This is a genomic window from Streptomyces sp. NPDC059009, assembly GCF_042740175.1.
In the GTDB taxonomy this organism is placed as follows: domain Bacteria; phylum Actinomycetota; class Actinomycetes; order Streptomycetales; family Streptomycetaceae; genus Streptomyces.
On record NZ_JBHYJB010000020.1, the window covers coordinates 28,263 to 51,287 of the forward strand.

The 23,025-nt window shown below is 71.8% G+C and carries 19 protein-coding genes; 8 read left to right on the plus strand and 11 right to left on the minus strand.

The window, feature by feature from the left end; translation table 11 throughout:
- Window positions 1-23 precede the first annotated feature (23 nt).
- Both ACFWYM_RS20750 and ACFWYM_RS20755 read right to left on the minus strand, forming a co-directional pair.
- A complete protein-coding gene (locus tag ACFWYM_RS20750) occupies window positions 24-1,856 on the minus strand; it encodes a serine/threonine-protein kinase (protein WP_384838910.1) in 1,833 nt (610 codons plus the stop codon).
- A gap of 150 nt (window positions 1,857-2,006) precedes the next feature.
- The gene (locus tag ACFWYM_RS20755; RefSeq protein WP_384838913.1) at window positions 2,007-3,143 is read right to left on the minus strand and encodes a serine/threonine-protein kinase; all 1,137 of its coding nucleotides are present in this window, start codon (window positions 3,141-3,143) and stop codon (window positions 2,007-2,009) included.
- A gap of 413 nt (window positions 3,144-3,556) precedes the next feature.
- Here ACFWYM_RS20755 and ACFWYM_RS20760 point away from each other — a divergent pair, with 413 nt between their 5' ends.
- From ACFWYM_RS20760 to ACFWYM_RS20770, 3 genes are read left to right on the plus strand one after another with little or no spacing between them, the layout of a single operon-like run.
- A complete protein-coding gene (locus ACFWYM_RS20760) occupies window positions 3,557-4,273 on the plus strand; it encodes a polyprenol monophosphomannose synthase (RefSeq protein ID WP_384839208.1) in 717 nt (238 codons plus the stop codon).
- Entirely contained in the window at window positions 4,270-4,824 is a 555-nt protein-coding gene (locus ACFWYM_RS20765) for a GtrA family protein (protein WP_384838916.1), read from the plus strand. Before ACFWYM_RS20760 ends, ACFWYM_RS20765 begins: the two co-directional genes overlap by 4 nt.
- Entirely contained in the window at window positions 4,808-6,352 is a 1,545-nt protein-coding gene (locus ACFWYM_RS20770; protein WP_384838919.1) for a hypothetical protein, read from the plus strand. The genes ACFWYM_RS20765 and ACFWYM_RS20770 overlap by 17 nt, the downstream gene beginning before the upstream one ends.
- 55 nt (window positions 6,353-6,407) lie before the next feature.
- Here the strand turns inward: ACFWYM_RS20770 and ACFWYM_RS20775 are convergent, their stop codons facing one another.
- The 3 genes from ACFWYM_RS20775 to ACFWYM_RS20785 form a co-directional block, all read right to left on the minus strand.
- The gene (locus ACFWYM_RS20775; protein WP_384838922.1) at window positions 6,408-6,950 is read right to left on the minus strand and encodes a UTRA domain-containing protein; all 543 of its coding nucleotides are present in this window, start codon (window positions 6,948-6,950) and stop codon (window positions 6,408-6,410) included.
- A 130-nt stretch (window positions 6,951-7,080) separates the two neighbouring features.
- Window positions 7,081-7,638, minus strand: coding sequence for a GNAT family N-acetyltransferase (locus ACFWYM_RS20780; protein WP_384838925.1), 558 nt, complete (start codon window positions 7,636-7,638; stop codon window positions 7,081-7,083).
- A gap of 10 nt (window positions 7,639-7,648) precedes the next feature.
- Complete coding sequence (locus tag ACFWYM_RS20785) at window positions 7,649-8,938, minus strand: hypothetical protein (protein ID WP_384838928.1); 1,290 nt, start codon at window positions 8,936-8,938, stop codon at window positions 7,649-7,651.
- Between the two features lie 362 nt (window positions 8,939-9,300).
- Here ACFWYM_RS20785 and ACFWYM_RS20790 point away from each other — a divergent pair, with 362 nt between their 5' ends.
- Complete coding sequence (locus ACFWYM_RS20790; RefSeq protein WP_384839211.1) at window positions 9,301-9,642, plus strand: hypothetical protein; 342 nt, start codon at window positions 9,301-9,303, stop codon at window positions 9,640-9,642.
- Entirely contained in the window at window positions 9,639-9,899 is a 261-nt protein-coding gene (locus ACFWYM_RS20795) for a hypothetical protein (RefSeq protein ID WP_384838931.1), read from the plus strand. The genes ACFWYM_RS20790 and ACFWYM_RS20795 overlap by 4 nt, the downstream gene beginning before the upstream one ends.
- Before the next feature lie 284 nt (window positions 9,900-10,183).
- Here ACFWYM_RS20795 and ACFWYM_RS20800 read toward each other — a convergent pair whose 3' ends face one another.
- From ACFWYM_RS20800 to ACFWYM_RS20820, 5 genes are all read right to left on the minus strand, one after another.
- Window positions 10,184-11,866, minus strand: a complete 1,683-nt coding sequence (locus ACFWYM_RS20800) for a glycosyltransferase family 2 protein (RefSeq protein WP_384838933.1) — start codon at window positions 11,864-11,866, stop codon at window positions 10,184-10,186.
- Window positions 11,863-14,133 (minus strand): CDP-glycerol glycerophosphotransferase family protein, encoded by a 2,271-nt coding sequence (locus ACFWYM_RS20805; protein ID WP_384838936.1) that lies wholly within the window; start codon window positions 14,131-14,133, stop codon window positions 11,863-11,865. Before ACFWYM_RS20805 ends, ACFWYM_RS20800 begins: the two co-directional genes overlap by 4 nt.
- Before the next feature lie 47 nt (window positions 14,134-14,180).
- Window positions 14,181-17,813, minus strand: coding sequence for a CDP-glycerol glycerophosphotransferase family protein (locus tag ACFWYM_RS20810; protein ID WP_384838939.1), 3,633 nt, complete (start codon window positions 17,811-17,813; stop codon window positions 14,181-14,183).
- Window positions 17,814-17,966: 153 nt separating this feature from the next.
- Window positions 17,967-18,866 (minus strand): ABC transporter ATP-binding protein, encoded by a 900-nt coding sequence (locus ACFWYM_RS20815; protein WP_384838942.1) that lies wholly within the window; start codon window positions 18,864-18,866, stop codon window positions 17,967-17,969.
- Entirely contained in the window at window positions 18,859-19,791 is a 933-nt protein-coding gene (locus ACFWYM_RS20820; RefSeq protein WP_384838945.1) for an ABC transporter permease, read from the minus strand. The genes ACFWYM_RS20815 and ACFWYM_RS20820 overlap by 8 nt, the downstream gene beginning before the upstream one ends.
- A 148-nt stretch (window positions 19,792-19,939) precedes the next feature.
- On the opposite strand from ACFWYM_RS20820, the gene ACFWYM_RS20825 reads away from it, so the two are divergent.
- Window positions 19,940-20,584 carry a TetR/AcrR family transcriptional regulator gene (locus ACFWYM_RS20825; protein WP_384838948.1) on the plus strand — a complete coding sequence of 215 codons (645 nt, stop codon included), beginning with the start codon at window positions 19,940-19,942 and terminating at the stop codon, window positions 20,582-20,584.
- 39 nt (window positions 20,585-20,623) lie between these two features.
- Here ACFWYM_RS20825 and ACFWYM_RS20830 read toward each other — a convergent pair whose 3' ends face one another.
- A complete protein-coding gene (locus ACFWYM_RS20830; protein WP_384838951.1) occupies window positions 20,624-20,794 on the minus strand; it encodes a hypothetical protein in 171 nt (56 codons plus the stop codon).
- A 201-nt stretch (window positions 20,795-20,995) separates the two neighbouring features.
- Here ACFWYM_RS20830 and ACFWYM_RS20835 point away from each other — a divergent pair, with 201 nt between their 5' ends.
- Together ACFWYM_RS20835 and ACFWYM_RS20840 are read left to right on the plus strand one after the other, a co-directional pair.
- Window positions 20,996-22,171 (plus strand): histidine kinase, encoded by a 1,176-nt coding sequence (locus ACFWYM_RS20835; protein ID WP_384839214.1) that lies wholly within the window; start codon window positions 20,996-20,998, stop codon window positions 22,169-22,171.
- Window positions 22,159-22,803: a LuxR C-terminal-related transcriptional regulator gene (locus ACFWYM_RS20840; protein WP_384838954.1), complete on the plus strand. Its 645-nt coding sequence runs from the start codon at window positions 22,159-22,161 to the stop codon at window positions 22,801-22,803. Before ACFWYM_RS20835 ends, ACFWYM_RS20840 begins: the two co-directional genes overlap by 13 nt.
- The last annotated feature ends 222 nt before the right edge of the window (window positions 22,804-23,025 follow it).

A 23,025-nucleotide genomic window follows, 5' to 3' on the forward strand; every position in this document is an offset into this window, starting at 1 on the left:
GGGCCAGGAGCCGGTTTCCGGGGTCAGGTGCCGGTTTCCCAGACGGTGACCGTCCCCTTGAGGTCGGGGAGGTAGTCGGGGTCGCCGGGGGCGTCGACGTCGGTGATGGTCCACATGGCGAGGTTGCCGTCGCCGGTGATCATGCAGAGCCGGTCGCCCTTGACGATCTGCTGGGACTTGTTGATCGAGTCGCCGCTCAGGGTCTCCCTGAAGGGGTTCTGCTCGGCGCCTTCCCGGCACTGCTCCGGGGTGGCGCCGGCCGCCTTGCCCATGGGGTGGTCGAACGTCAGCTGCTGGTACTCCGCCGAGAAGTCGTAGTCCTCGCTGTCCATGCTCCCGGTCGGGTCGACCTTGGGGCCGTCGAGGTCCACATAGGTGCGGTCCAGTGAGCCGGCCGGGGTGCGCAGTGTCATCGGCCGGTCCTTGAACAGCGCCTTGTACGTGGTGCCGGCGGGGGGAGTCGAGGCATCCCCGGTGGGGTCACCGGGATCATCGGAACTCTCTTCCTCCTTGGGGGAGTTGGCGGGCGATGACGTGTGCTTGCCGTCGTTGCCCTGCGCCTCGTCGCCGCTGTCGCCCTTGTCGTCCTTGCCGAGCACCCACACCGCCGCGCCCGCGCCCGCTCCGACCGCGAGGACCAGGGCGGCGGCGATCAGGGCGAGTCGGCCGCGGCGCCGGGGCCTGGCCGGTGCGGGGGCGGGAGCGGGGGAGAGGTTGAAGGTCTGGGGGCCCGTCGTGGCGGGGCCGTGCGCGCCCGGGGTGCCCGGAGCGGTGCCCTGTGCGGGGTAGCCCTGGGTCGGGGGCGCCGGGTAGCCGTAGCCCGTGGGCGGCGGGGTGGTGGGCGCCGTCGGCGGGGCGGCGGGAGCCTCGGGCGGGGGCGGGTTCTGGGCCGTCTGCTCGCGCCGGGCGATCTCCTCGGCCAGGGCGAGCGGCAGCCAGCCGCCGAAGTCGCTCAGCGCACGGCCCGACGCCCGCTCGCACCACTCGGCGAGCTCGGCGGTGCCGATGCGGGCGGCCGGGTCACCGGTGAGGCAGCGCTCCAGGAGCGGGCGCAACTGGTCGTCGTACGCGGTGAGTTGGGGCGGGCGGTGGGCCGTGTTGGCGATCTGGGCGGCGATGGTGATGGCGCCGCCGTCGCCGTAAGGGTGGCGGCCGGTGGCGGCGATCGCGGCGATCAGGCCGAGCGAGAAGACGTCGGTGGCCGCGGTGACCTGCTCGCCGAGGGCGTGCTCGGGCGACATGTACTGCGGGGTGCCGATCAGACCGCCGGACTGGGTGAGCTGGGTGGCGTCGGCGGCGCGGGCGATGCCGAAGTCGATGACGTACGGGCCTCCGGAGCCCAGCAGGATGTTGCTGGGCTTCAGGTCGCGGTGGATCACGCCCGCGCTGTGGATCGCGGAGAGCGCGCGAGCCGCGCAGCCGACGAGCTGGAAGACGGCGGGCAGCGGCAGCGGGCCGTGCGCGGCCAGGGCGTCGTCGAGGGGGATGCCGGGGATGAACGCCGAGGCGAGCCAGGGGAGTTCGCCGCTGGTGTCGTGGTCGACGACCGGCACCAGGTGGTAGCCCTGGACGCGGCGGGCGGCCTGCACCTCCTGCTCGAAGCGGCGCCGGAAGTCGGGGTCCTGGCCGTACTCGCGGCGGATCACCTTGAGCGCGACGGGCTGGCCGCCGCGGGTGTGGGAGAGGTAGACGGTGCCCATGCCGCCCTCGCCGATCCGGGCGAGGAGCCGGTAGCCGGAGGTCTCGCGGGGGTCCTGCGGCCCGAGGGGGCTCAGGATGTCGCGCCGGTTGCCGCCGCCGCGGCCGCCGGTGCCGCCCTGTGGTGCGCTGCCGCCCTGTGGTGCGCTGCCGCTCATGGTGTGAGTGCCTCCCCCGGTGACATGCGGTGCGCCTGTGCCGTGCGGCGCCGCTGAAGCGTACAGAGCTTACGACACCGTTGAGGGTGCCGAAGTTCCTCTCGTACGCGAGGAGTTGGGGGTGCGCTGCACGAAGGGAGGGGAGGGGCGTCAGGGTTCGCGGCGCACCCGGCGGGACCACTCGGACGAGGTGCCCGACTCGTCCCGGACCGTGAGGGGGGCGGTCGGGGGCAGCGCCCGTACCGTCTCCGCGTCCGCCAGGGGGACGGGGGACGGGGCGGGCACGGCGGGGCTCAGGGACGCCTGGACGCGGGTGACGTCGGCGGCGACCGGGGCCGGGAGCCAGCCGGTGAAGTCACGGATGTCGCGGACGCCGCCGACGGCGTCCTGGCCGCCGTCCTCGCCCACGTCATGGGCATCGCGCACCTCCTGGGCGTCGCGCCCCGCCGTCTCCGCGAACGCCGCGGCGAACAGCTCGGCCGCCCGCGCCGCCGTCGGCCGGTCCTCGGGGCGGGCGGCCAGGCAGGAGCGGACGAGGGCGCGGACCGGCTCCGGCACGTCGTCCAGGGCCGGGGGCTCGCGGTCGGTGCCCGCGATGCGCGCGGCGATGGCCAGGCCGTTGCCGCGCCCGAAGGGATGGCGGCCGGCGGCGGCCTCGGCGGCGACCAGACCGAGTGCGAACACGTCGGCGGCGGGCGTGAGCGGCTGCCCGAGGGCGTGCTCGGGCGACATGTAACGGGGCGTGCCGACGAGGCGGCCCACCGTGGTCAGCGTCGCCCCGGCGGCGCGGGCGATGCCGAAGTCCAGGAGCCAGGGGCCGTCGGCGGCGAGTAGCAGGTTGCCCGGCTTGACGTCGCGGTGGATGACCCCGGCGAGGTGCACGGCGGACAGGGCGCGGGCGGTGCACGCGGCGAGCTGGAGCACGGTGGCGGCGGGCAGCGGCCCGTGGTCGTCGAGGGCGTCGTCCAGGGGGATCCCGGGGACGTACCGGGTGGCGAGCCAGGGGCGGGCGGCGTGAGCGTCGTGGTCGACGACGGGCACGAGGTGGTAGCCCGCGACGTGGTGGGCGGCGGCGATCTCGCGGGCGAAGCGCTCGCGGAAGGCGGTGGAGCCGGAACCCTCGGCGTACTCGGCGCGGATCAGTTTCAGGGCGACGGGCTGGCCGCCGCGGCTGTACGAGAGGTAGACGGTGCCCATGCCGCCCTCGCCGATCCGGGCCCGCACCGGGTAGCCGGACACCTCGCGCGGGTCCTGCTCCCGCAGCGGCTTCGGTACCGCACCCCCCATGACTGCTCCCCGTCCGTGTCGGTCCCCGTCGGTCCCTGTCGGCCTCTGTCGGCCCCTGTCGCCGGTGGTGCAGCGGAGCGTATCGCGGGGCGGGAGGTTGTCTCTGGGGTGCGGAACGCGTGATGAGATTCGCCATATCCCAATAATTCGGGCATATGGGCTAAGGTGGATGAGATTGTCTGACGGAGGTCTGCGGGGCCCGTACGAGGCGTACTACGAGGCGTACTACGAGGCCGCACGAGGAAGGCCCGGCTGAACGTCTTCCGGTATCCAGACGTCTTCCAGGGCGTCTCCGCGATCAGTGGTCGGCAGTGGTCGGACTGAGGAAGGGCTCAAGCGTGACTGTGAACATCTCCGAGCGCCATACGGGGCGTCTGCCCGAAGCGTGGGCGCGGACGCCGCTGACCGTCGTCATGCCGACGTACAACGAGGCGGGCAATCTGCCCGGGATGGCCGACGCGCTGATGGCGCTCCCGCTGCCGGGACTGCGCCTGCTCGTCGTCGACGACTCCAGCCCGGACGGCACCGGCGACCTCGCGGAGAGCAAGGCGCAGGAGTACGCGGAGCGCGAGGGGGCCGCCCGGATCTCGGTGCTGCACCGCACCGAGAAGGACGGCCTCGGCCGGGCCTACGCGGCCGGGATGGCGCAGGCCGTCGCGGACGGCGCGCGGTACGTGCTGCAGATGGACGCGGACGGCAGCCACCCCGCCGACAAGATCGCCGAGCTGCTCGGAGTCGCCCTCGCCACCGAGGCGGGCGTCGTCATCGGCAGCCGCTATGTGCAGGGCGGCACCCTCTCCGACGCGTGGGGCGCGCACCGCAAGCTGCTCTCGCGCTGGGCCAACACGTACGCGGGCACCATCCTCGGCACCCGCGTCCGCGACATCACCGGCGGCTTCAACCTGTGGCGGGCGGATGCGCTGCGCGCCATCGACCTGGCGTCCGTGGACAGCGCGGGCTACAGCTTCCAGGTCGAGATGAAGTACCGGGCGCTGCGCCGCGGCTTCGACGTCGTGGAGGTGCCGATCCACTTCGAGGACCGCACGGTCGGCGAGTCGAAGATGAACCTGATGGTGCAGCTGGAGTCGATCGCGATGCCGTGGAAGCTACGGGCGAGGTCGCGACGATGACGATGCTGGACCAGGCCCCCACGACGACCTCCGCCACCCCTGGGGCGCCCGCGCCCGTCGTGGAGCCCGCGCGCACGGGCGGCGGCCGACTCACCTTCGCGCGTCTGCGCCGCCTCACCCTCGAGCTGGTGAAGTTCGGTGTGGTCGGCGGCAGCGGCGTGCTGGTCAACTTCGTCGTCTTCAACCTCCTTCTGCACGGCCTCGGTTGGGGCCCGATGACCGCGACGGTGCTGGCCAGCTGCATCGCCATGGGCACCAACTACCTGGGCTTCCGCTTCTTCACCTACCGGGACCGGTCCGCGCGCACGAAGCGGCAGATGGCGCTGTTCTTCGTCTTCAGCGGGATCGGCGTGGTGATGGAGAGCGCGCTGTTCTACGGGGGCTACCACCTGGCGGGCATGAGCGGGCCGCTCGGCTCGAACATCGCGAAGGCGCTGTCGATCGTGCTGGCGTCGGCGTTCCGCTTCCTGGTGTACCGGACGTGGGTGTTCCAGCACCGCGGGAACAAGGACCAGCGGGGGCACGCGAAGCGTGATGCGCGCAGCCACTGACGTGGCCGTCCGGGGCGCGCGGCTGCTCCTGTGGGGCGGCGCCCTGCTCCTGCTGATCCTGCTCGTCGCCGTGATCGCCAGGCTGCCCTGGGCGGGCGACCTCGGCGTCCACGCGGCGACGATCGAACGGCTCCGCCACGACCTGATCGACCCCGGCAACCCCCTCGTCGACGCGAACACCCCCAGCCCCTATTACTCCCCCTGGATGCTGCTGCTCGGCTGCCTGGCCAAGGTGACGGGGCTCGGGACGTTCGTGGTGCTGCGGGTGGCGGCGGTGGCGGGCCTCGCCCTGCTGGTGACGGGGGTCTGGAATCTCGTACGGACCTTCAGCACGCGACGGGCGGCGGCGCCGCTCGCCCTGCTGTGCCTGCTCCTGCTCTGGGGCCCGTCACTCTTCAACTGGAGCGGCTTCCTCGGCCTCAACTCCCTTGCGCTGACGATCTCGTATCCGAGTACGTTCGCGCTGGGCCTGTCCTTCCACCTGTGGGCGTCGCTGCGCCGCGCCCTGCGCTCCGCGTCGGGCCTGCCGGTCTTCCTCGGCCTGGGTCTGCTCTGGTCCGTCATCCTGCTCAGCCACCAGTTCACGGGCGTGGTCGCGTCGTTCGGGGTGCTCGCGATGGTGCTCGGGGCGCGGCCGTGGCCCTCGCGGACGGTGCTGCTGCGCCTGGGCGGGGGACTGGCGCTGGGCCTCGTGGTCCTGCTGGCCTGGCCGTACTACTCCTTCTTCGACCTGTTCGGGGTGAGCGGCCTGGAGGAGATCCACCGGTCGCTCTACCGGCACTTGCTCGGGCACTTCGGCCTGGTGCTGGTGGGGGTGGCGGCCCTCGCCCTGCGCTGGCGCCGGGACCGCCGCGACCCTCTGGTGATCTTCTTCGTGCTGGGCGCCCTGATGTTCGCGGCGGGCGGGCTCAGCGGCCACTACTCGTGGGGGCGGGTCCTGCCGGCCGCCCTGATCCCGGCGCAGCTGGCGGCGGCGCTCGAGGTGTTCGAGGCGGGGCGGCGGGCCAGGGTGCGGAGAGCCGGGGTGCAGCGGGCCGAGGTGCACCGGGCCGGGGGGCGGAGGCTCTTCGCGGGGGTGCTGGGGCTCGCGCTGCTTGTGGGTGCCTGGACGCAGGTGGGGACGCTGGGTTACGTGATCCCGAAGCGGGACCTGCCGTCGCGGGTCGCCGCCAAGTACAAGGCGCCGTGGGCGGGTTACCAGTGGATCATGGACCGGGGGGTGCGGTACGGGGACGTGGTGATGGCCAAGACCTTCCCGGCCCGGCAGATCCCCGCGTACGGGCCGTACACGGTGGCGCCCGGGTACCCGGACTTTTTCCTGCCGGACCAGCAGCGGCGCCTCGACGCCGTGAACCGGTACTTCGCCGCGGGTACGTCTCGGGCCGAGCGGCTTGAGGTGCTGCGGCGGTATGAGGTGCGGTGGGTGGTGGCGTACCCGGGGGACGGGGGGCTGTCGGCGGGGGATCCTGCGTTGCGGTGGGTGGGGGAGGGGCCTAAGGGGCAGGGGTTGTTTGAGGTGGTGGGGTGACCCTGCCTGCGGGCGTTGCTGTTCGTGTAGGGCAGGCCCGGGCCCGGGCATTCGGTCAGCCGATCCTGATCTCGTAGCGCAGCAGTTGGCGGTGGGCGGGCATGACCATCAAGTCGGCCTGGATCGCCCGGTCGTGGGCGTCCAGAGTGACTCTGCTGAGGCGGAGGACCGGCTCGGCCCGGCCCAGGCGCAGGGCCGCGCGCTCGTCGGCGTCGGGCATGCGGGCGGTCACGTCCTCGCGGACGCGTACGCCGATGTGGCCGAGCCCGGCGAGGAGTGTCACGGCTCCGCCGCGGATCTTTCCCGTCTCGGCGAGTGGGGTGCCGTGGGCGATGTCCAGTGGGTAGTACGTGTCCGTCAACTCGCAGGGATCGCCGTCGAGTTCGATGATCCGGCGACGCACGACGACTGTGTCGCCACTGCCTACGCCGAGCAGGGCGGCCACCTCGTCCGGAGCAGGCTCCTCGCCGGCGTGCGTGATGCGTTGGGTGCCCTTGCCTCCTCGGGCGGCGGCTTCGGCTCCCCAGGCGTCGGCTTCGCCCTGCGCGCGTGGCGTCAGGTAGGGCATTGAGGTGCTGGCCCATGTGTGGTCGACCATGGCGTTCTCCGTCAGTTGTCGGGGCTGCCGCGTATCTGCGGTGAGTGGTGACGGCTGTCGGTCCCGGCCTCGCCAAGTAGGTGTCATTCCCTGGATGCCGGTGCCGGTGCCGGTGCCACCGGAGGCGCGGTCATCGGGGCAGGTCGAGCAGCATGACGTCATGAAGGTCGGCGTCCTCCCACGGGCAGGCATCGCCGATCTTTCGGTATCCCCATGACCGGTACACGATTGATGCCGCCCTGCTGTCGGGGTGAACGTTGAGTAGAACGCGCTCAGCGGTGACGCCGTCGAGCAGCGCGTCGTGCAATCGGCGCGCGATGCCCAGCTCGCGCCATTGCTCGCGTACGGCAAGCTCCAGGAGGCCGAAGGTCCGGCGCCCGTCCTCGCGGCGCATCTCGGCGGAGACGGGTTCGGTGAGTTCGTCCCACCAACGGGTGCGGGGGCTGAGAGGGTGGCCGTAGGCCATGCCGACCGCCTCACCACCTTCGGTACGGGCCAGGACTGCGCGGAAAGCCGCCTTGTGTGTCTGGGAGCGGAAACGCCGGAATGCGGCTGCGACGTCCTCCTCGGTCTCGTGGTAGGGCGGCTCGGCGAATGCCTCGGCGTAGACCAGCCTGAATGCGGCCTCGGACCGCGCCGCGGCCGGTCCGTCCAGGCGCTCCACCGTGATGGTGGTCTGCTGCGTCACGTAGTGCCTCTCACGTTGTGCCTTCTCGGACAGTTCGGACGGTCTCGCGGATGCGCTCACCGCACTCACGGGCTGCCATGCTGTCGACTCGGGCAGCGGCTCGCTGGAACTCCCGGATCTTGCCGAGCAGCCGAGGCGAGGAGATGCCGCCGCACATGTCGAGTACCGCACCCATCTCTGCACATGCCTCGTCGATCTCCCCGGCATCGAGGAGAACGCCCGCGAGTTTCACTCGGTACGACGCGCTGTTGCGGGCCAGGTCTCCCCCGATACCGCGTACGGCAGCGCGTAGGAACGGCACGGCGCGGGTGGGCCGCTCGGCCCGTACGTACATGTCGGCAGTGGCGTAGTCGACCTCGAACGGGCCCACGAACTGCGCCCAGTTGGGCACCTCGGGGTCGGTGTCCGCACAGCTCTGATGATGGACGGCGCGACTCAGGGCACGGCGCGCCCCCGACAGGTCTCCGGTGTGCGTGGCGACGTTGGCGTCCCGCAGTGCGATCACGAGGTGCACGGTGTGCCCGGCACCCGCACGGGTAGCGAGCCGGTGTGCGGTCTCGACCGCGCTCGCGGCCTCCCACACTCGATCCGCCTTGACGGCGAGGAGTACGAGGGTCTCCAACACCGAGACCTGGAGCAATGGGTTCTCGACAAAGTGCGCCGCTGCGAGCGCTTCCATACAGGCGGAACGTCCCTCGTCGATGCGGCCACCGTCATAGCCGTACCAGGCCCGGTGCCCGTGCAGTTCGGCGAGCATTGTCTGTAGCTCGCGGCCGACACGGCTCGTGTACGCGGCTGCTCCGAGCGCACCTGTGATCTCGTCCTCGATCCGGTGCGCCCGCATCATGGCGGGCAGGCTGCCTGCCGTGTGGTCCGTCCGGTACAGCCCGTCGAGCCTCGCGCGCAGCCGGGCAATGTCGGCGGCGCCGATCCGTGGACCGGGCCGCGCGGGGACCAGAGCTGTCACGGCCAGCGCTCCAGCATCGGCGACGAAGGTCCTTCGCTTCACCTCTTCAGGGTCGTTGACGGGCGCTGATACTGCTTGACGATGCCGGGGGACATCGAATCCCATCTCAGTCAATGGCACACCGAACATCGCTTCCAGCACGATCTGTTGGCCGGGATGGGGCAAGGGCGGAGGTGCCTCGCACTCCCAGCGGCGTAGCTGTCGGACACTCACCGAGGCATCGACGCCGAGCCGCGCCACTTCCTCGGCAAAGGCCGTCACGAATGAACGCTGCGTGTACCCGGCCGCTCGCCGTAGCCGCGCCAGGCTGTTCCCGGCCGCCGTGCCCGCCATGTGCTCCCCTCGCGGCTGCGGATTTCCTTTCACCGTAGTCACCTGGCCGCTACGGCGAAGTCGGAAACGTCCGCCCAAACGTCCGCTCCATCGTCACCCGTGGCGGAGCCCGATCCGGTGCACTGGTCCCACGCCGCTTCAGTAGTCGTTCTTAGTGCCTGAGAGCCCCACCCATGGACGGGACGACGTGCGACGTGAAGACCCCCGCGACCGTGCGACCGGTCCGGGGGCATGGCCACCAACTACAAGGGAGTTGACGACATGGCTCAAGCTATCGCGAGACTCGGCGGCGACCACAAGGGTTTGTCGTGCACGGCACCGACCTGCGGGCCCTGCTGGATCCACGGCGTGGAGGTGTCCGCGTGACGAACTCCTCTTACAGGCCGCGACTGTTGCCGTGGCAGACCCCGGACGGCAAGCCCTGCTACCTCGCCGGCGCGGAGAACGGCTACGTCTCCCGCGTCGCGGACAACATCGAATCCGTGCAGCTCGGCATGGCGGGTGAACTCCTCGATCATGTCGGTGACTTGCTGGGAGACACCGAGGTCACCACCGAAGAACTCCGGTTCGCCGTCTCCTGCTTGAATACGTCGCTCCGCGATGTGAAGCGCATCGCGGACAGCAGAGGTGCCCGTATGGCTGACGCCGGGGCAGACGACGGTCCTGACGAGGGGCCGCAGCTTCCCGCCGGGGTGTTCGGATGAGCGGCGGGACGCGGGGGCGCTACCGGTTCGCCGACTGGACGCTGAGTGCCATCACGGGCATGGCCGCGCGCTACGTCGGCAAGTGCCTTGCCTGCGGGGCACGTTGTGCCGACACCGCCGAGGCGGACGACGCGCAGGTGTGGTGCCTCAAGCACGCGGGTGCCACCCGGCACACCGGCTATGAGGTGTCCGGCTTCCAGTACTTCAACGCGTCCATGACCGGCCCGGGCGAAACGCAGAGCTCCGTCCCTGGGTAGCGGAGCCGCCTGGCCCCCGCCTGCGGACCACCGCGACGGGGGCTGGCTGCTGCCGGGGCAGGCCGGGTGGGAGGGGGGTGGTGGGTGGGCCAGGGCGGCCGCTGGGTGGGAGACGTGCCGCACGGGTGGTGCGGCGCAAAGCGGTGCGGGGCGGAGGACGGTCGCCCGGTCAGTGCGACGTGTGTGACGCCTGGCGTGGGGCTGCTCCATCGGTGTGGTGCGAATCCCGCACCGCGGGTGACCCCCTGCTTCGTAACGCAGGTGGCCACCCGGCGAGTTGAGGCTCAGCGCGCCACGCTCGCCACCAGCTTTGCCGCCCTGCGGACCCGGGAGCCCACCCGGCCCCCCGCCCTCCGTGCCAGCGGCCGTACCACCCGCGACGTCACCCCCACCGGCATCCAGCGGAGTTGTAGGCGGCCCGCTCCCCGGCCCTCCGGTTCCACCGCGACCTCGTGGGGCAGGGTGCCGCCCTTGTAGTCGACCCGGGCCGTCAGGGAAGGGAAGTGCAGGGGGGCCAGGAGCAGGCCCGTGTTGCGGAGGTTGTCCGGTGAGGTCAGCTGTACGAGGGGGTGGCGTGCGCCCTCGAAGCCGTTCACGGGGAGGGGGGCCGCGGCGAGGTCCAGGCGGACCGTGCCCTCGAAGATGCCGGGGGCGACCGGGTCCAGGCGGAAGCGGGTCGTCATCCGGCGGCGGCCCGGCGCCACCACGAGGGACGCGATCTGCGGGCCCACCGGGAGGCGCAGGCCCGGGTCGTACGTCCGCACGGACAGCTGCACGGACGCGCCCTGGCCCCGTTCGAGGCGGGTGATCTCGTGGCGGAACTGGGCGCCGGGGAACGGGCGCGTGTCCAGGCCCTGGTCCGTCAGGTCCAGTTCGCGGCGGGAGAGGGGGGAGGTGGGGAGTGCCTCGCCCCAGTACACGTGGCCGTCCGTGTCCGTCACCGTCGACCGCGGTGCCACCCCGTGGCCCAGGCCCCGCGCCGCCAGCTGCGCGTCGGACAGGCGGCCGTCCCGGACCAGTTGGGCCACGACCCGCTCGGCCCGTGGCAGGCGCGCGTAGGCGTCGGGGGAGAGCTCCGCCAGATACGGGTTCACGATCTCCGCGAAGCCCGTCAGCCACTCCTCGTCGCGGTACGGCAGGTCACCCGCGTACATGCGGAAGTCGTGCTTCAGGAATTTGTAGTCCTTGGCGGGGCGCACGCCCGCGTGGCCGCTCGTCGTCAAGAACTCGTCGATCAGGCGCTGCACATGGATGCGGTCGCGGACGTTCGTCAGCTTGTGGCGCTGGTTCGAGATCGAGGCCGATTCCGCCGCCTCGTAGGGGGCTATGTACCAGCGGTAGACCGGGTCCGGGATCACCGTGAAGGACGTGGCGAGGCAGTATGCCTGGGCCGAGAAGAGCTGGTCCTCGTAGTGGATGCCCTCCGGGAAGCGCAGGTCGTTCCCGTCCAGGAAGGACTTCTTGTACATCTTGCTCGTCGACAAGTGCTCGAAGAACAGGGCCGGTTCGGCTTCGATGCCCGGCACCGTGCGGCGCTCCGCCACCAGGTGCGGCATCCACGTCGACGTGCGGCCCGTGTCCACGCGGATCCGCTCCACCGCGCCCATCGCGAAGTCGATCTCCGGGCGCTCGCGGTGGGCGGCGAGCAGCAACTCCACCGCCCGCTCGGGGAGTTCGTCGTCGCTGTCCAGGAACATCACGTACGGGGCGCGCGCGATGTCCAGGGATCGGTTGCGCGGGGCGCTGCAGCCGCCGCTGTTCTCCGGGAGTCGGAGGTACGTGATGCGGTCGTCCGTCGACGCCAACTGCCGGGCCACCTCGGGGGTGTGGTCCGTCGAGTGGTCGTCGCTGATGACGATCTCGATGTTCGTGTGCGTCTGGCGGAGGAGGGAGGCCACCGCGCGCGGTAGGCGTTCCGCGTCGTTGTAGACGATCACCGTCACCGTGACATCGGGGGTTGTCGTCATGACGTGGCCGCCTCCTCGGGGCTCGGCGCCGGAGTGCGCTCGTCCACGGGCGTGATCGGAGGCAGGGACTCCGCCGGTTCGTCCAGGAACACCCGGCGTACGACGCGCTCCGCCGCCCGCCCGTCGTCGAACTCGCAGAACGTGCGCCGGAAGGCGGCACGGGCCTTCGCCGCCGTCTCGTCCCGCCAGGCGCCGGAGGTGAAGATCTCCGTCAACTCGGCCTGGGTTCGGGCCACGTGGCCGGGCGCGTGCGCCATCAGGTCGAAGTACACGCCGCGCGTCTTCGCGTAGGTCTCCCAGTCGTCCGCGTAGATGACGAGGGGGCGGTCCAGGTTGGCGTAGTCGAACATGATGGACGAGTAGTCGGTGATCAGGGCGTCCGCCGCCAGGGCCAGCTCCTCCACCGGGTCGTACGACGACACGTCGATGACCCGGCCGCTGCGGCGCAGCCCCGAGAGCGGGGACGCCGCGCCGCCGTAGAAGTAGTGGCCGCGGACCAGGAGCACCGTGTCCTCGCCCAGGGACTCGGAGAGTGCGGCCAGGTCGAGGCGCGGGGTCCACGCCGCCTCGTAGTCGCGGTGCGTGGGCGCGTAGAGGAGGGCCCGCTTGCCGGGGGCGATGCCGAGCTTCTCGCGGATGGAGCGGACGTCCGCCGCCGTCGCGCTGTAGTAGACGTCGTTGCGCGGGTAGCCGTAGTCGAGGGAGACGTAGTCCGCGGGGTAGGCGCGCTCCCACATCTGCGTGGTGTGGCTGTTCGCGGAGACGCTGTAGTCCCACTTGTCGACGCGCGACAGGAGGCTGTAGAAGTTCAGGCCCTTGGAGGCCGCCGGGTAGTCCAGCTGGTCCAGGCCCATGCGCTTGAGCGGGGTGCCGTGGTGGGTCTGGAGGTGGATCGCGTCCGGGCGCTTCACCACGGCGTTGGGGAAGTTGACGTTGTTGGTGAGGTACTTGGCGCGGGCCATGACCTCCCAGTAGCGGCGGGTGCCGGGCACGATGTGGTCCGTGCCGGGCGGGAGGAGCGGGACGTTCGCCGCCGAGACCACCCACACCGGGTGGATCTGCGGGGCCAGTTCCGCGAGCTTCGCCGCGATCGCCGCCGGGTTGCAGGCCACGCCCCGGTCCCAATACGCCGTGAAGACCGCCAGGTTGGGGTCGACGGGCTTGTTCAGGTCGCGGTGGTAGCGGACGTCGCGGACCTTCTTGCCCAGCTGGTGCTTGCGCGCGACGACCGCCGACTTGAGCTTGCGGCGCTTCTGGTTGGCGCTCTGGAAGGCGCGGTACTTCGTGAACGCGTCCTCTTCGAGGAGTCTGCGCCGCACCCCTTCGAGGCCGCCGGGGGGCTGGTAGCCCTCGGGGCGCCAGGTGACGGCCGCGCGCGAGGCGCGGTGGAAGAACTCGCGGGCGACCTTCTCCGGCATCGGCTCACGGGCCACGATCCGCAGACAGGTGCCCGTCATGATGTTGTAGAGGACCCGGCGCGGGCCCGGATCGGCGGCGAGGGCGAGCAGGCCCTCGTACTCCTCGATCAGCCGGAAGCGGTCCTCGGCGCTCGGCCGCGGCCGGCTCTCGGGGCGCAACTCCAGGCTGTTCAGGGCCACTTGGTCGAGGGTGGCGACCTGCCGTGCGAGGAGCAGGGAGGCGTACGCGGCGACCATCTCGCCGTCGCCGGAGTGCTGTGCCGTCTCGCCGTCGCCGGAGAGCTGTGCCCGTTCGCCGCCGCCGGAGAGCTGCTCCTGGTGCGCGCGCCAGAAGTCCGTGCGCAGCACGCGGGTGCCGAGCAGCGGGGTGACCTTCAGCAGGTCCGGGCAGTCCGCGAGGGCCGGCGCGCGGCGGCCCGCCTTCGCCAGGTGCGGGCCGTCCTCGCTGGGCATGCCCTGGTGGCGCCAGGTCGAGCGGACGTGGTCGAGCAGGAGCACGTCGACGGTGTCGGGGAGTTCGGCGGCGCGCTCGGTGACGGCGCGCAGGGCGCCGGTCGGCACCGTGTCCTTGCTGTGCACGAAGAGCAGATGGCGGCCGCTCGCGCGCTCGGCGCCGGCGGTGCGGGCCGCACCGTCCGGGGTGTCGTCGGGCAGCGGGACCACCGTGACGCCGGGGTGCTGCTCGGCGGCGGAGCGCGCGGAGGCGCCCACGGCGGCGACGATCACCTCGGTGTCGGCGGGGGCGGCCTGCCCGGTGACGCTGTCCAGGCACTCGTCCAGGCGGCCCTGGACATTGCGGCCGTACACGACGACGGTCAACTGCGGTTCGGCGACGCTCGGTTGTGGCACTGCGGTGCCCGCCTCTCTCGTACTCGCTCCCGTACGGTCTCCCGTGCTCATGCGCCCGCCCCGGCCCCGCCCCGGTGCGCCAGCATCCGGTCGACGACGCGGCGCGCGGCGTGCCCGTCCTCCAGGTCGCAGAACTCGGCGCGGAACCGCTCGTACGCCTCCGCGTACGGTGCCGTCGCCGCCGTCACGTCCCGCACCGCCGCCACCAGGGCGCCGGAGTCCTGGAGCAGCGGGCCAGGGGCGCGCTCCTCGAAGTCGAAGTAGAAGCCGCGCAGCCGGTCGCGGTAGTGCTCCAGGTCGTAGGTGAAGAACAGCATCGGCTTGCCCGTGACCGCGAAGTCGAACATCACCGAGGAGTAGTCGGTGATCAGGACGTCGGCGACCAGGAGCAGGTCCATGATGTCGGGGTAGCCCGCCACGTCCCACACGAAGCCGTCGCCCGCGCCCGGCACCGGCTCCACGATGTGGGCGTGCGGGCGGACCAACAGGACGTGGTCGTCGCCCAGTTGCTCACGCGCCGCGTCCAGGTCGATGCGCAGGTCGAGCAGGAAGCCGCCGCGGTGGCGCTGCTTGTCCTCGCGCCAGGTGGGGGCGTACAGGACGACCTTCTTGCCCTCGGGCAGGCCGAGCGCGCGGCGCACCTTCTCGGCGCGCTTGGCGCGGTCGGGGGCGAGCAGCACGTCGTTGCGCGGGTAGCCGGTCTCCACCAGCTCGCCGTCGACGTCGCCCTGGAAGCGGAAGGCGCGCTCCAGGATCGGCGTGGAGAAGCGGTTCGGGGAGACCAGCATCGTCCACTGGTGGCGCTCGCGGTCCAGGTCGGCGAGGTACTGCGTGGACGCGAAGTGGTCGTTGTCGAAGTCGAAGCCGATGCGCTTGAGCGGGGTGCCGTGCCAGGTCTGGACGATCTGCTGGCCCTCGCGCCGCTCCAGCCAGCGCGGGAAGTGGGTGTTGCCGACGATGTAGCGGGAGCGCGCCATCGCCTCGTACCACTCGGGGCTGTGCACGCGGACGGCCTTGGCGGTGGCCGGGACCTCGCACTGGCCGTCCTTGACGACCCACAGGTGCTCGACGGGCGTGCCCCGCCGGACCAGCTCCTCGTGGATGGCGCGCGGCGAGTCGCCGTACATGCGGCCGCCGAACACGTCGTACAGGACCGCCTCGCGCAGCGGCTCGTGCCGGGCCGCCGGGTAGGTCTCGGTGCGCAGCCGCGTCTGGCGGTAGCGGGAGCGCTCCTCGGGGCGCAGCTCGGAGTGGGCGAGGAGCGCCAACTGGTCGTACTGGCGCGCCTGGAGCTCCACCCGCTTGCCGTGCGCGTCCACTTCCAGGGGGAGTCGGTCCTGCACGGTCGGGGCGAGCTGCACGGCGGTGCGGACGCCGTCGGGGCGCTCCACCGAGGGCCACCAGAACCCGGCGCGCAGCGGCGTCGTGGCGAATGGGGTCTCCCCTGCTCGAGCGAAGTCGAGAGCTTGGGGAAGGTAGGTGGGCGCGGGCACGAAGCGGGCCTCGAAGCGGCCGTCCGCCGCGCGCGCGGGGAAGGTGAATTCATGCCCGGACCAGGTCTGGCGAAGGACGAGGCGCAGCTCGTGCTCGCCGCCCGCCGGGTAGGTGCCGGTGAGGGTGACCGTGCCGTCGGGGTCGACGGAGACGTTCTCGATCAGCGGCTGGGCGGGCTGGTCGCAGAGCTGGAGGTAGCCGCCGGGGCTGCGGCGCGCGTACAAGGCCCGTCCCTCGTAAGGGAATTGGGCGCCGGAGCAGCCCTCCCGGTCGTCCAGGACCAGGGCGAGGCGGGTGGGGTGCGGGCCCTCGGGGGACTCGGCTACGGGGCCGACCTCGACGGAGGTGTCCCAGCGGGCGATGGACCGCTCGGCCTGTGTGGGGCGCAGGCGCTCGTGGTCTTCTCGTACGTGGGTCAGCTCGGCCAGGGCGACGGTGGCCGTGAAGGGCACGCGGCCGTCGGCCGGGGCGCCCAGGTCCAGCGGCACCGTCAGGATGTGCCCGGACTCGCGGTGGCGCAGGCGCAGCCGTGTGGGGCCGTCGGGGGCGGTGCGCAGGATGCCGCGCACCGTCAACTCGCCGTCCTGTGACCGGACTTCGAGGCAGCGGGCGTGCGCGGTCTCCACCCGGATGCAGAGCTCGCCGTCCTGGATCTGCGGGGCGATGCGGACGTCCTCGGTGACCCAGTGGGCGGGCGGGGTCTGGCCGGTGCCGGTGCCCGCGCCCTGGACGGGGCCGCGGCGGGGCGTCGAGCCCGTACCGGCGACGGCGATGCGCACGTACCACCGGCCGTCGACCCACTTGCCGCGGTGCTTGAGCCGGTTCGGGTTCACGAACGCGCCGAAGCCCGCCCAGTCGGCGTGCCGGAACTCGGCGCCGGAGGCGACCGTGGCTTCCGGGTCGAGGTGGGAGCGGGCGGGCACGAGGACCGTGCGGCGGCTGCCCTTCTCCTTGAGGATCAGCGACTTCAGGGACTTGGCGCGGGACTCGGCGCCGAGCTGGCGGGCGAAGGCCCAGCCGGCCAGCCACAGCTTGCCGTCGTGCCAGGCGGCCTCGTCGAGGCGGGTGCGCAGGCGCAGCTCCTGGTCGAGGCGGAGCACCGCGTCGGGGACGGGGTGCGCGGCGGTGTCGAGGAAGGGGTAGTCGGCCTTGGGGTGGAGGGTGCCGGTGACCGGGATGGAGCCGCCGTGCTCCTTCTCGAACTCCAGGAGCTCGATCAGCTCGTCCATGCGGCGGTGCACGGTCAGATACAGCTTCAGCTTGTGCGGCACGGGCAGCGCGCGCACCGCGTCCTGGCCGATCTCGCGGACCAGGCGGCCCACGTGCTCCAGGAACGCCTCCTGGTAGGCGGCGTCCGAGCCGGGCAGGACCTTCCAGAAGAGGGGGATCTCCTCGGCGAGGGCGTTGTTGTCGTAGACGGCCAGGTGCTCGGCGTACATCGGGTCGCTGTGGCCGAGCATGAAGTCGCGGACCATGCGGATCGACTTCACGCGGTCGATGAGGCCCTGCGGGTTGGTGCGGTTCTGGGTGATGGAGCGCTCGCCGATCTCGCGCTCGCGCCAGTTGTAGATGGGCTCGCTCAGGACGTCGACGGACTCGGCGAGGTAGTGCGCGGGGACGGAGACCGGGGCGTCCTCGTAGAGCATGCCCTCGGGGTAGGCGAGGTGGTGCTTCGCCCAGAAGGTGCGGCGGTAGACCTTGTTCCAGGCGGTGCGGTCGGTGAGCAGCGGCCGGAACTTCGACACGTGGGTGCGCAGCCGGGTCGCCGCGAAGGGCACCCGGTGGACCGGGGACTGGACGTGTCCTGCGGAGCGGAAGCGGGTCACGTTGCCCGCGGCGAAGTCCGAGCCGGTCTTGTCGAGGGTGTCGATCAGGAGGGCGTACGCGGTGGCGGGCAGGGTGTCGTCGCTGTCGACGAAGGCCAGGTACTCGCTGGCGTCGGCCATCTCCCGCACACCCGTGTTGCGGGCGGCGCCGAGGCCCTTGTTCTCCTGGGATATCAGGCGGAAGCGGGGGTCGGCGGCGGCGAACCGCTCGGCGATGGCGGCGCTGGAGTCCGTGGAGCCGTCGTCGACCATGAGCACTTCGAAGTCCGTGAAGGTCTGGGCCGCGAGGGACTCCAGGCATTCGTCGAGGTACAGCTCGACGTTGTAGACGGGGACGACGACACTTAGGCGCGGCTGCACGTGGCTCCTTGCATTTCTGCAGTTCTGTAGGTAAACGCACCCATAGTGTAATGAGCCGCGCTCAAGGCGGACAAAGGGGACGGTCTATCCGGGCAGTCCAGGCGGCCCGGATGGTCCGGGCGGCCCCGGCGGCCGAGCAGCAGTCCCCGCGCCTCACGCGGTAAGAAGGGCTTCTGCGGCTTTTGGTTCCCTTTTCGCCTTTACGGGCTCCTTAGTGGCCTTCTTCTCGGGGCCCGACTTCCTGTCGGGGCCGCCGGTGAACGCCTCGTACGCCTCCAGGACCTCGCCCGTCGGCCCGTCCATGCGCAGCTCGCCGCGCTCCAGCCACAGGACGCGGTCGCAGGTGTCGCGGATCGACTTGTTGCTGTGGCTGACCAGGAAGACGGTGCCCGCCCGCTCGCGCAGCTCGCGGATCCGCTCCTCGGAGCGCTTCTGGAAGGAGCGGTCGCCGGTGGCCAGGGCCTCGTCGACGAGGAGCACGTCGTGGTCCTTGGCGGCGGCGATGGAGAAGCGGAGCCGGGCGGACATGCCGGAGGAGTACGTGCGCATGGGCAGCGTGATGAAGTCGCCCTTCTCGTTGATCCCGGAGAAGTCGACGATGTCGTCGTAGCGCTCGCGCACCTCCTCGCGGCTCATGCCCATGGCGAGGCCGCCCAGGTGGACGTTGCGCTCGCCGGTCAGGTCGTTCATGAGGGCGGCGTTCACGCCGAGCAGGGAGGGCTGGCCGTTGGTGTAGATCCGCCCGCTCTCGCAGGGCAGCAGGCCCGCGACGGCCTTGAGGAGCGTGGACTTCCCGGAGCCGTTCGTCCCGATCAGGCCGATGGCCTCGCCCTTGTACGCGGTGAAGGAGACGTTCTTGACGGCGTGCACCCGGCGCACCCCGGCCCGCTTCTCGGCGCGCTTGCGGCCGCCGATGATGCGGTTGAGGGCGGCGGTGGCGCTGCCCCGGCCCGCGCCGGTGCCGTTGACGCGGTAGACGATGTCGACGCGGTCGGCGATGACGGTGGGGACGGCTTCCTCGGTGAGGCCGGTCCTCTCGTTGCGGTCAGCCACGGCCGTACTCCTCTTCTCCGCGCCAGAAGTAGATGAAGCCGCCGATGCCCGCGGCCAGGGCCCAGCCCGCGGCGAGCACCCACACGTGCGGGGGCAGCTGCGAAGCCTTGAAGCTGTCGATGAGGGCGAACCGCATCAGGTCCAGATAGATGCTCGCCGGGTTGAGCTGCATGACCTCGCCCACCCAGTGCGGCATCGAGCTGTGCTTGAGCTGCCCGGACAGGCTGTACATCACGCCCGACATGTACATCCACACCCGCAGGATGAACGGCATCAGCTGCGCCGTGTCCGGCACCTTGCTGCCGAGCCGGGCGAAGAGCAGGGCGAGTCCGGTGTTGAAGACGGTCTGCAGGAAGAGTGCGGGCACCGCGAGCAGCCAGGCCCCGGTGATCGGCACCCCGAAGCAGACCACGATGATCGCGAGCGCGCCCATCGAGAACGCCAGCTGCTGGAGCTGCTGGATGCAGTACGCGATGGGGAGGCTGGCGCGCGGGAAGTGCAGGGCCCGGACCAGGCCGAGGCTGCCGGAGATGGCGCGGGTGCCGCTGGTGACGGTCTGTGAGGTGAAGCTCCAGACGAAGACGCCGGTCACCAGGAAGGAGATGTAGTCCGGGATGCCCCGGTTCACCCCCATCAGGATGCCGAAGATGAAGTAGTAGACGACCGCGTTGAGCAGCGGCGTCATCAGCTGCCAGACCTGGCCGAGCTTGGCCTCGCTGTACTGCGAGGTGAGCTTGGCGGTGGCGAAGGCGGTGATGAAGTGGCGCCGCCCCCACAGCTGGCGCACGTACTGGCCGGGGGACGGGCGGGCGCCGCTGACGGTCAGGCCGTGGTGCGCGGCGAGCTCCGCCGGGGTGAGGGGGGCGGGGGGCTGGGGTGGGGCCGTCCGGGAGGCCGGGGGCGGTGCGTCGAGGACCTGGCTCACATCCGCTGCTTTCGTCGTTGCGTCGGGACGCCGCGACGCCGGAAGGGCGTCTTCACGTCGGGACGGGACCGTATCGTCGCAACGCCGAGAGTAGGGCGTCTCTACGTCGGAACGCAACCGTATCGTCGTCACGCTTTATGCTGTCCGTATGACGACCAGCGCAGACAGCAGCGGAAAGAAGCCGGGCCCGCCGCAGAGACAGGGGGCCAAGCGGGCGCCCGCGGGGGCGGCCGTGCTGCGGGAGGACGTGACCGACGCCATCCGGGCGGCCGTCTTCGCCGAGCTCGCCGCGGTCGGCTACGCGCGCATGTCCATCGAGGGCATCGCGCGCCGCGCGGGCGTCGGCAAGACCGCCGTCTACCGGCGCTGGCGCTCCAAGCTGCACCTGGTCCTCGACCTGGTCTCGGCGCTCGCGGTGCAGGGGCTGCCCGCCCCGGACACCGGCTCCCTGGAGGGAGATCTGCGACTGCTGTACGAGGTGACCTCGCGCGCCCTGCGGCACCCCGTGGCCTCTCAGGTGATCCCCGACCTCCAGGCGGAGGCGGCCCGCAATCCGGAGATCGCGGAGGCGTTGCAGAAGGCGCTGCGGGAGGGGCAGCACGGGGTGGCCAGCGGCATCGTGCAGGCGGCCGTCGCCCGCGGCGAGCTCTCCGAGGGGGTCGACGAGGACCTTGCCCTCGACCTGATCTCGGGGCCCTTGTACTGGCGGGCCGTGGTGGTGCGGGCGCCGTTGCCGGCGGGGTATCTGGGGAGTCTGGCGACGGCCACGGGGGCGGCGCTCAGGGGGCTGTAAGGGGTGGGGCGCCCTTCTCCGCCGCTCCGCGCCGCGCCCTCACGCCTCCGACCGCCTCTCCCGCGTCACGAACAGCGTGATCCCCGACGCCAGTGCCGTCACCCCCGTCCCTACGCTGATCAGCGCCTGCTGCACGCCGTCGAAGGCGAAGCTGGTGGCGACGTTGACGGCGAGCGCGGCGGTGAGGATGAGCCAGAGCAGGGCCTTCATGACGGGTCGGTTCCTTCCGGGGACGGGGAGGGCCACCGCACCGTGCGGCGGGCGGCCTGTGATCGGGATCCATCCTGCCGAACGCCCCGCCGCCGCGACGAGGGAGTGCCCTCCCGAACCGGGGGTGTAGCGGGCTACACCATCGGCCGGGGAGCGGCCGCGCCCGCGCGCCCCGCCCAGGTCGCCTAGCCTTGCGGCATGTTGTGGGAGTCGGTGCGCCGAGCGGGTCTCGCCCTTGCCCAGCTGGGCAGGGCGGCGGTGCTCGCGCTCCTCTCGTATCTCTTCATGGCGCTGATCCTGTTCACCGCCGTCGTCACGCTGCTCGTCGTCGGCGCGGCCGTGCTGCCCGAGACGGTGCTGCTGCTGCGCAGGACCGCGGGGCTCAAGCGGCGGTTCATCGCCGAGTGGACGGGTGAGCCGGTCGCAGAGGCGTACGCGCCGCTGACCGGGGACGTGCGGGAGCGGGTCACCAAGGCCCTGCAGGATCCCGGCACCTGGCGCGATCTGCGGTGGCTGGTGGCGCACTTCGCGTACGGCTGGGTCCTGCTGTACGTGGCGCTGCCGCTGACCGTCGTCGGGCTGATCGTCGACGGCGTGTGGTGCGGACTCTTCCGGCAGCCGCCCGTGCTGCTGCGTCTCGTGCCGCGCCTCGCCGACCTCGACGCGACGTGGTCGCGGGCGCTGCTCACGCCGTCGCCGGAGGCGCAGCGGGCCGTGGACCTGGCCGAGCGGGTCGAGGAGCTGACCGTGACGCGCGCCGACGCCGTCGCCGCGCACGGCGCCGAACTCCGCCGCATCGAACGGGACCTGCACGACGGCACGCAGGCCCGCCTGGTCTCCCTCTCCATGCGGGTGGGGCTCGCCAAGCGCGCGTACGAGAAGAACCCGGAAGCCGCCCGCAAGCTCCTCGACGACGCCCAGGACCAGGCCGAGGAGGCCCTCACCGAGCTGCGCCACGTCGTGCGCGGCATCCACCCGCCGATCCTCACGGACCGTGGACTCGTGGGCGCGGTGCGGGCGTTGGCGGCCAGTAGCGGTCTCGACGTGGCGGTGGCCGACGAGGGCGTGGCCGACGGCTCGCGGCCGCCCGCCGCCGTGGAGGCCGCGGCGTACTTCGTGGTGGCGGAGGCGCTGACGAACGCGGCCAAGCACAGCGGCTCGGAACGGGCGGCCGTCCAACTGGTGCGGGAGACGGGCGGCTTGAGGATTTCCGTACGGGACGAGGGGCGGGGCGGCGCCGAGGGCGCGGGCGCCGGCGGGGGCAGTGGGCTGCTCGGCATGCGGCGCCGGGTCGCCGCGCTCGACGGGACCGTGGTGGTGTCGAGCCCCGTCGGGGGGCCGACCGTGATCGAAGTGGAGCTGCCGTGCGCGTGGTGATCGCCGAGGACAACGCCCTGTTGCGGGAGGGGATGGTCCTGCTGCTCACGTCGGCGGGCCACGAGGTGGCGGCGGTGGCCGCGACCGGGCCCGAGGTCCTGCCCGCGCTCCTCGAACACCGCCCGGACGTCGCGGTGCTGGACGTCCGGATGCCGCCGGGCTTCCGGGACGAGGGGCTGCGGGCGGCGCTCGCGGCGCGCACCGAGATCCCCGGGCTCCCTGTCCTCGTCCTCTCCCAGTACGTCGAGGAGACGTACGCGGCGGAGCTGCTGGGCGGGGGCGCGAGCGGGGTCGGCTATCTGCTCAAGGACCGGGTGGGGCGGGTGGACGAGTTCCTGGACGCGCTGGAGAGGGTGGCGGACGGGGGGACGGCGCTCGACCCCGAGGTGGTGACGGAGCTGCTGACCCGGCGCAAGGACGACCCGCTCGACTCGCTGACGCCTCGGGAGCGGGAGGTGCTCCAACTCATGGCGGAGGGGCGGGACAACGCGACGATCGCGTCCGCGCTGGTGGTCTCCGACCGGGCGGTCAGCAAGCACATCGGCAACGTGTTTCTGAAGCTGGGGCTGCCGCCGAGTGATTCGGGGCATCGGCGGGTTCTGGCTGTGCTGGCCTACTTGAACAAGGGGTGAGGGGGCTGGGGGCTGGGGCTGCCTCCGGCGGTTCTTTCCCCAGTCCCGCCCCTTCCCGAATCCGCCGCTCCGCGGCCCTGGGGCACCCGATATCGCCTGAACGGCTCGTCCTCAAACGCCGGACGGGCTGAGTGGTTCCAGCCCGTCCGGCGATTGAGGACGAGGCGCGTTCAGCGCCGATAGGGGGGGTGTAGCCAGCTGCACCACGAACCCGGGAGTCTC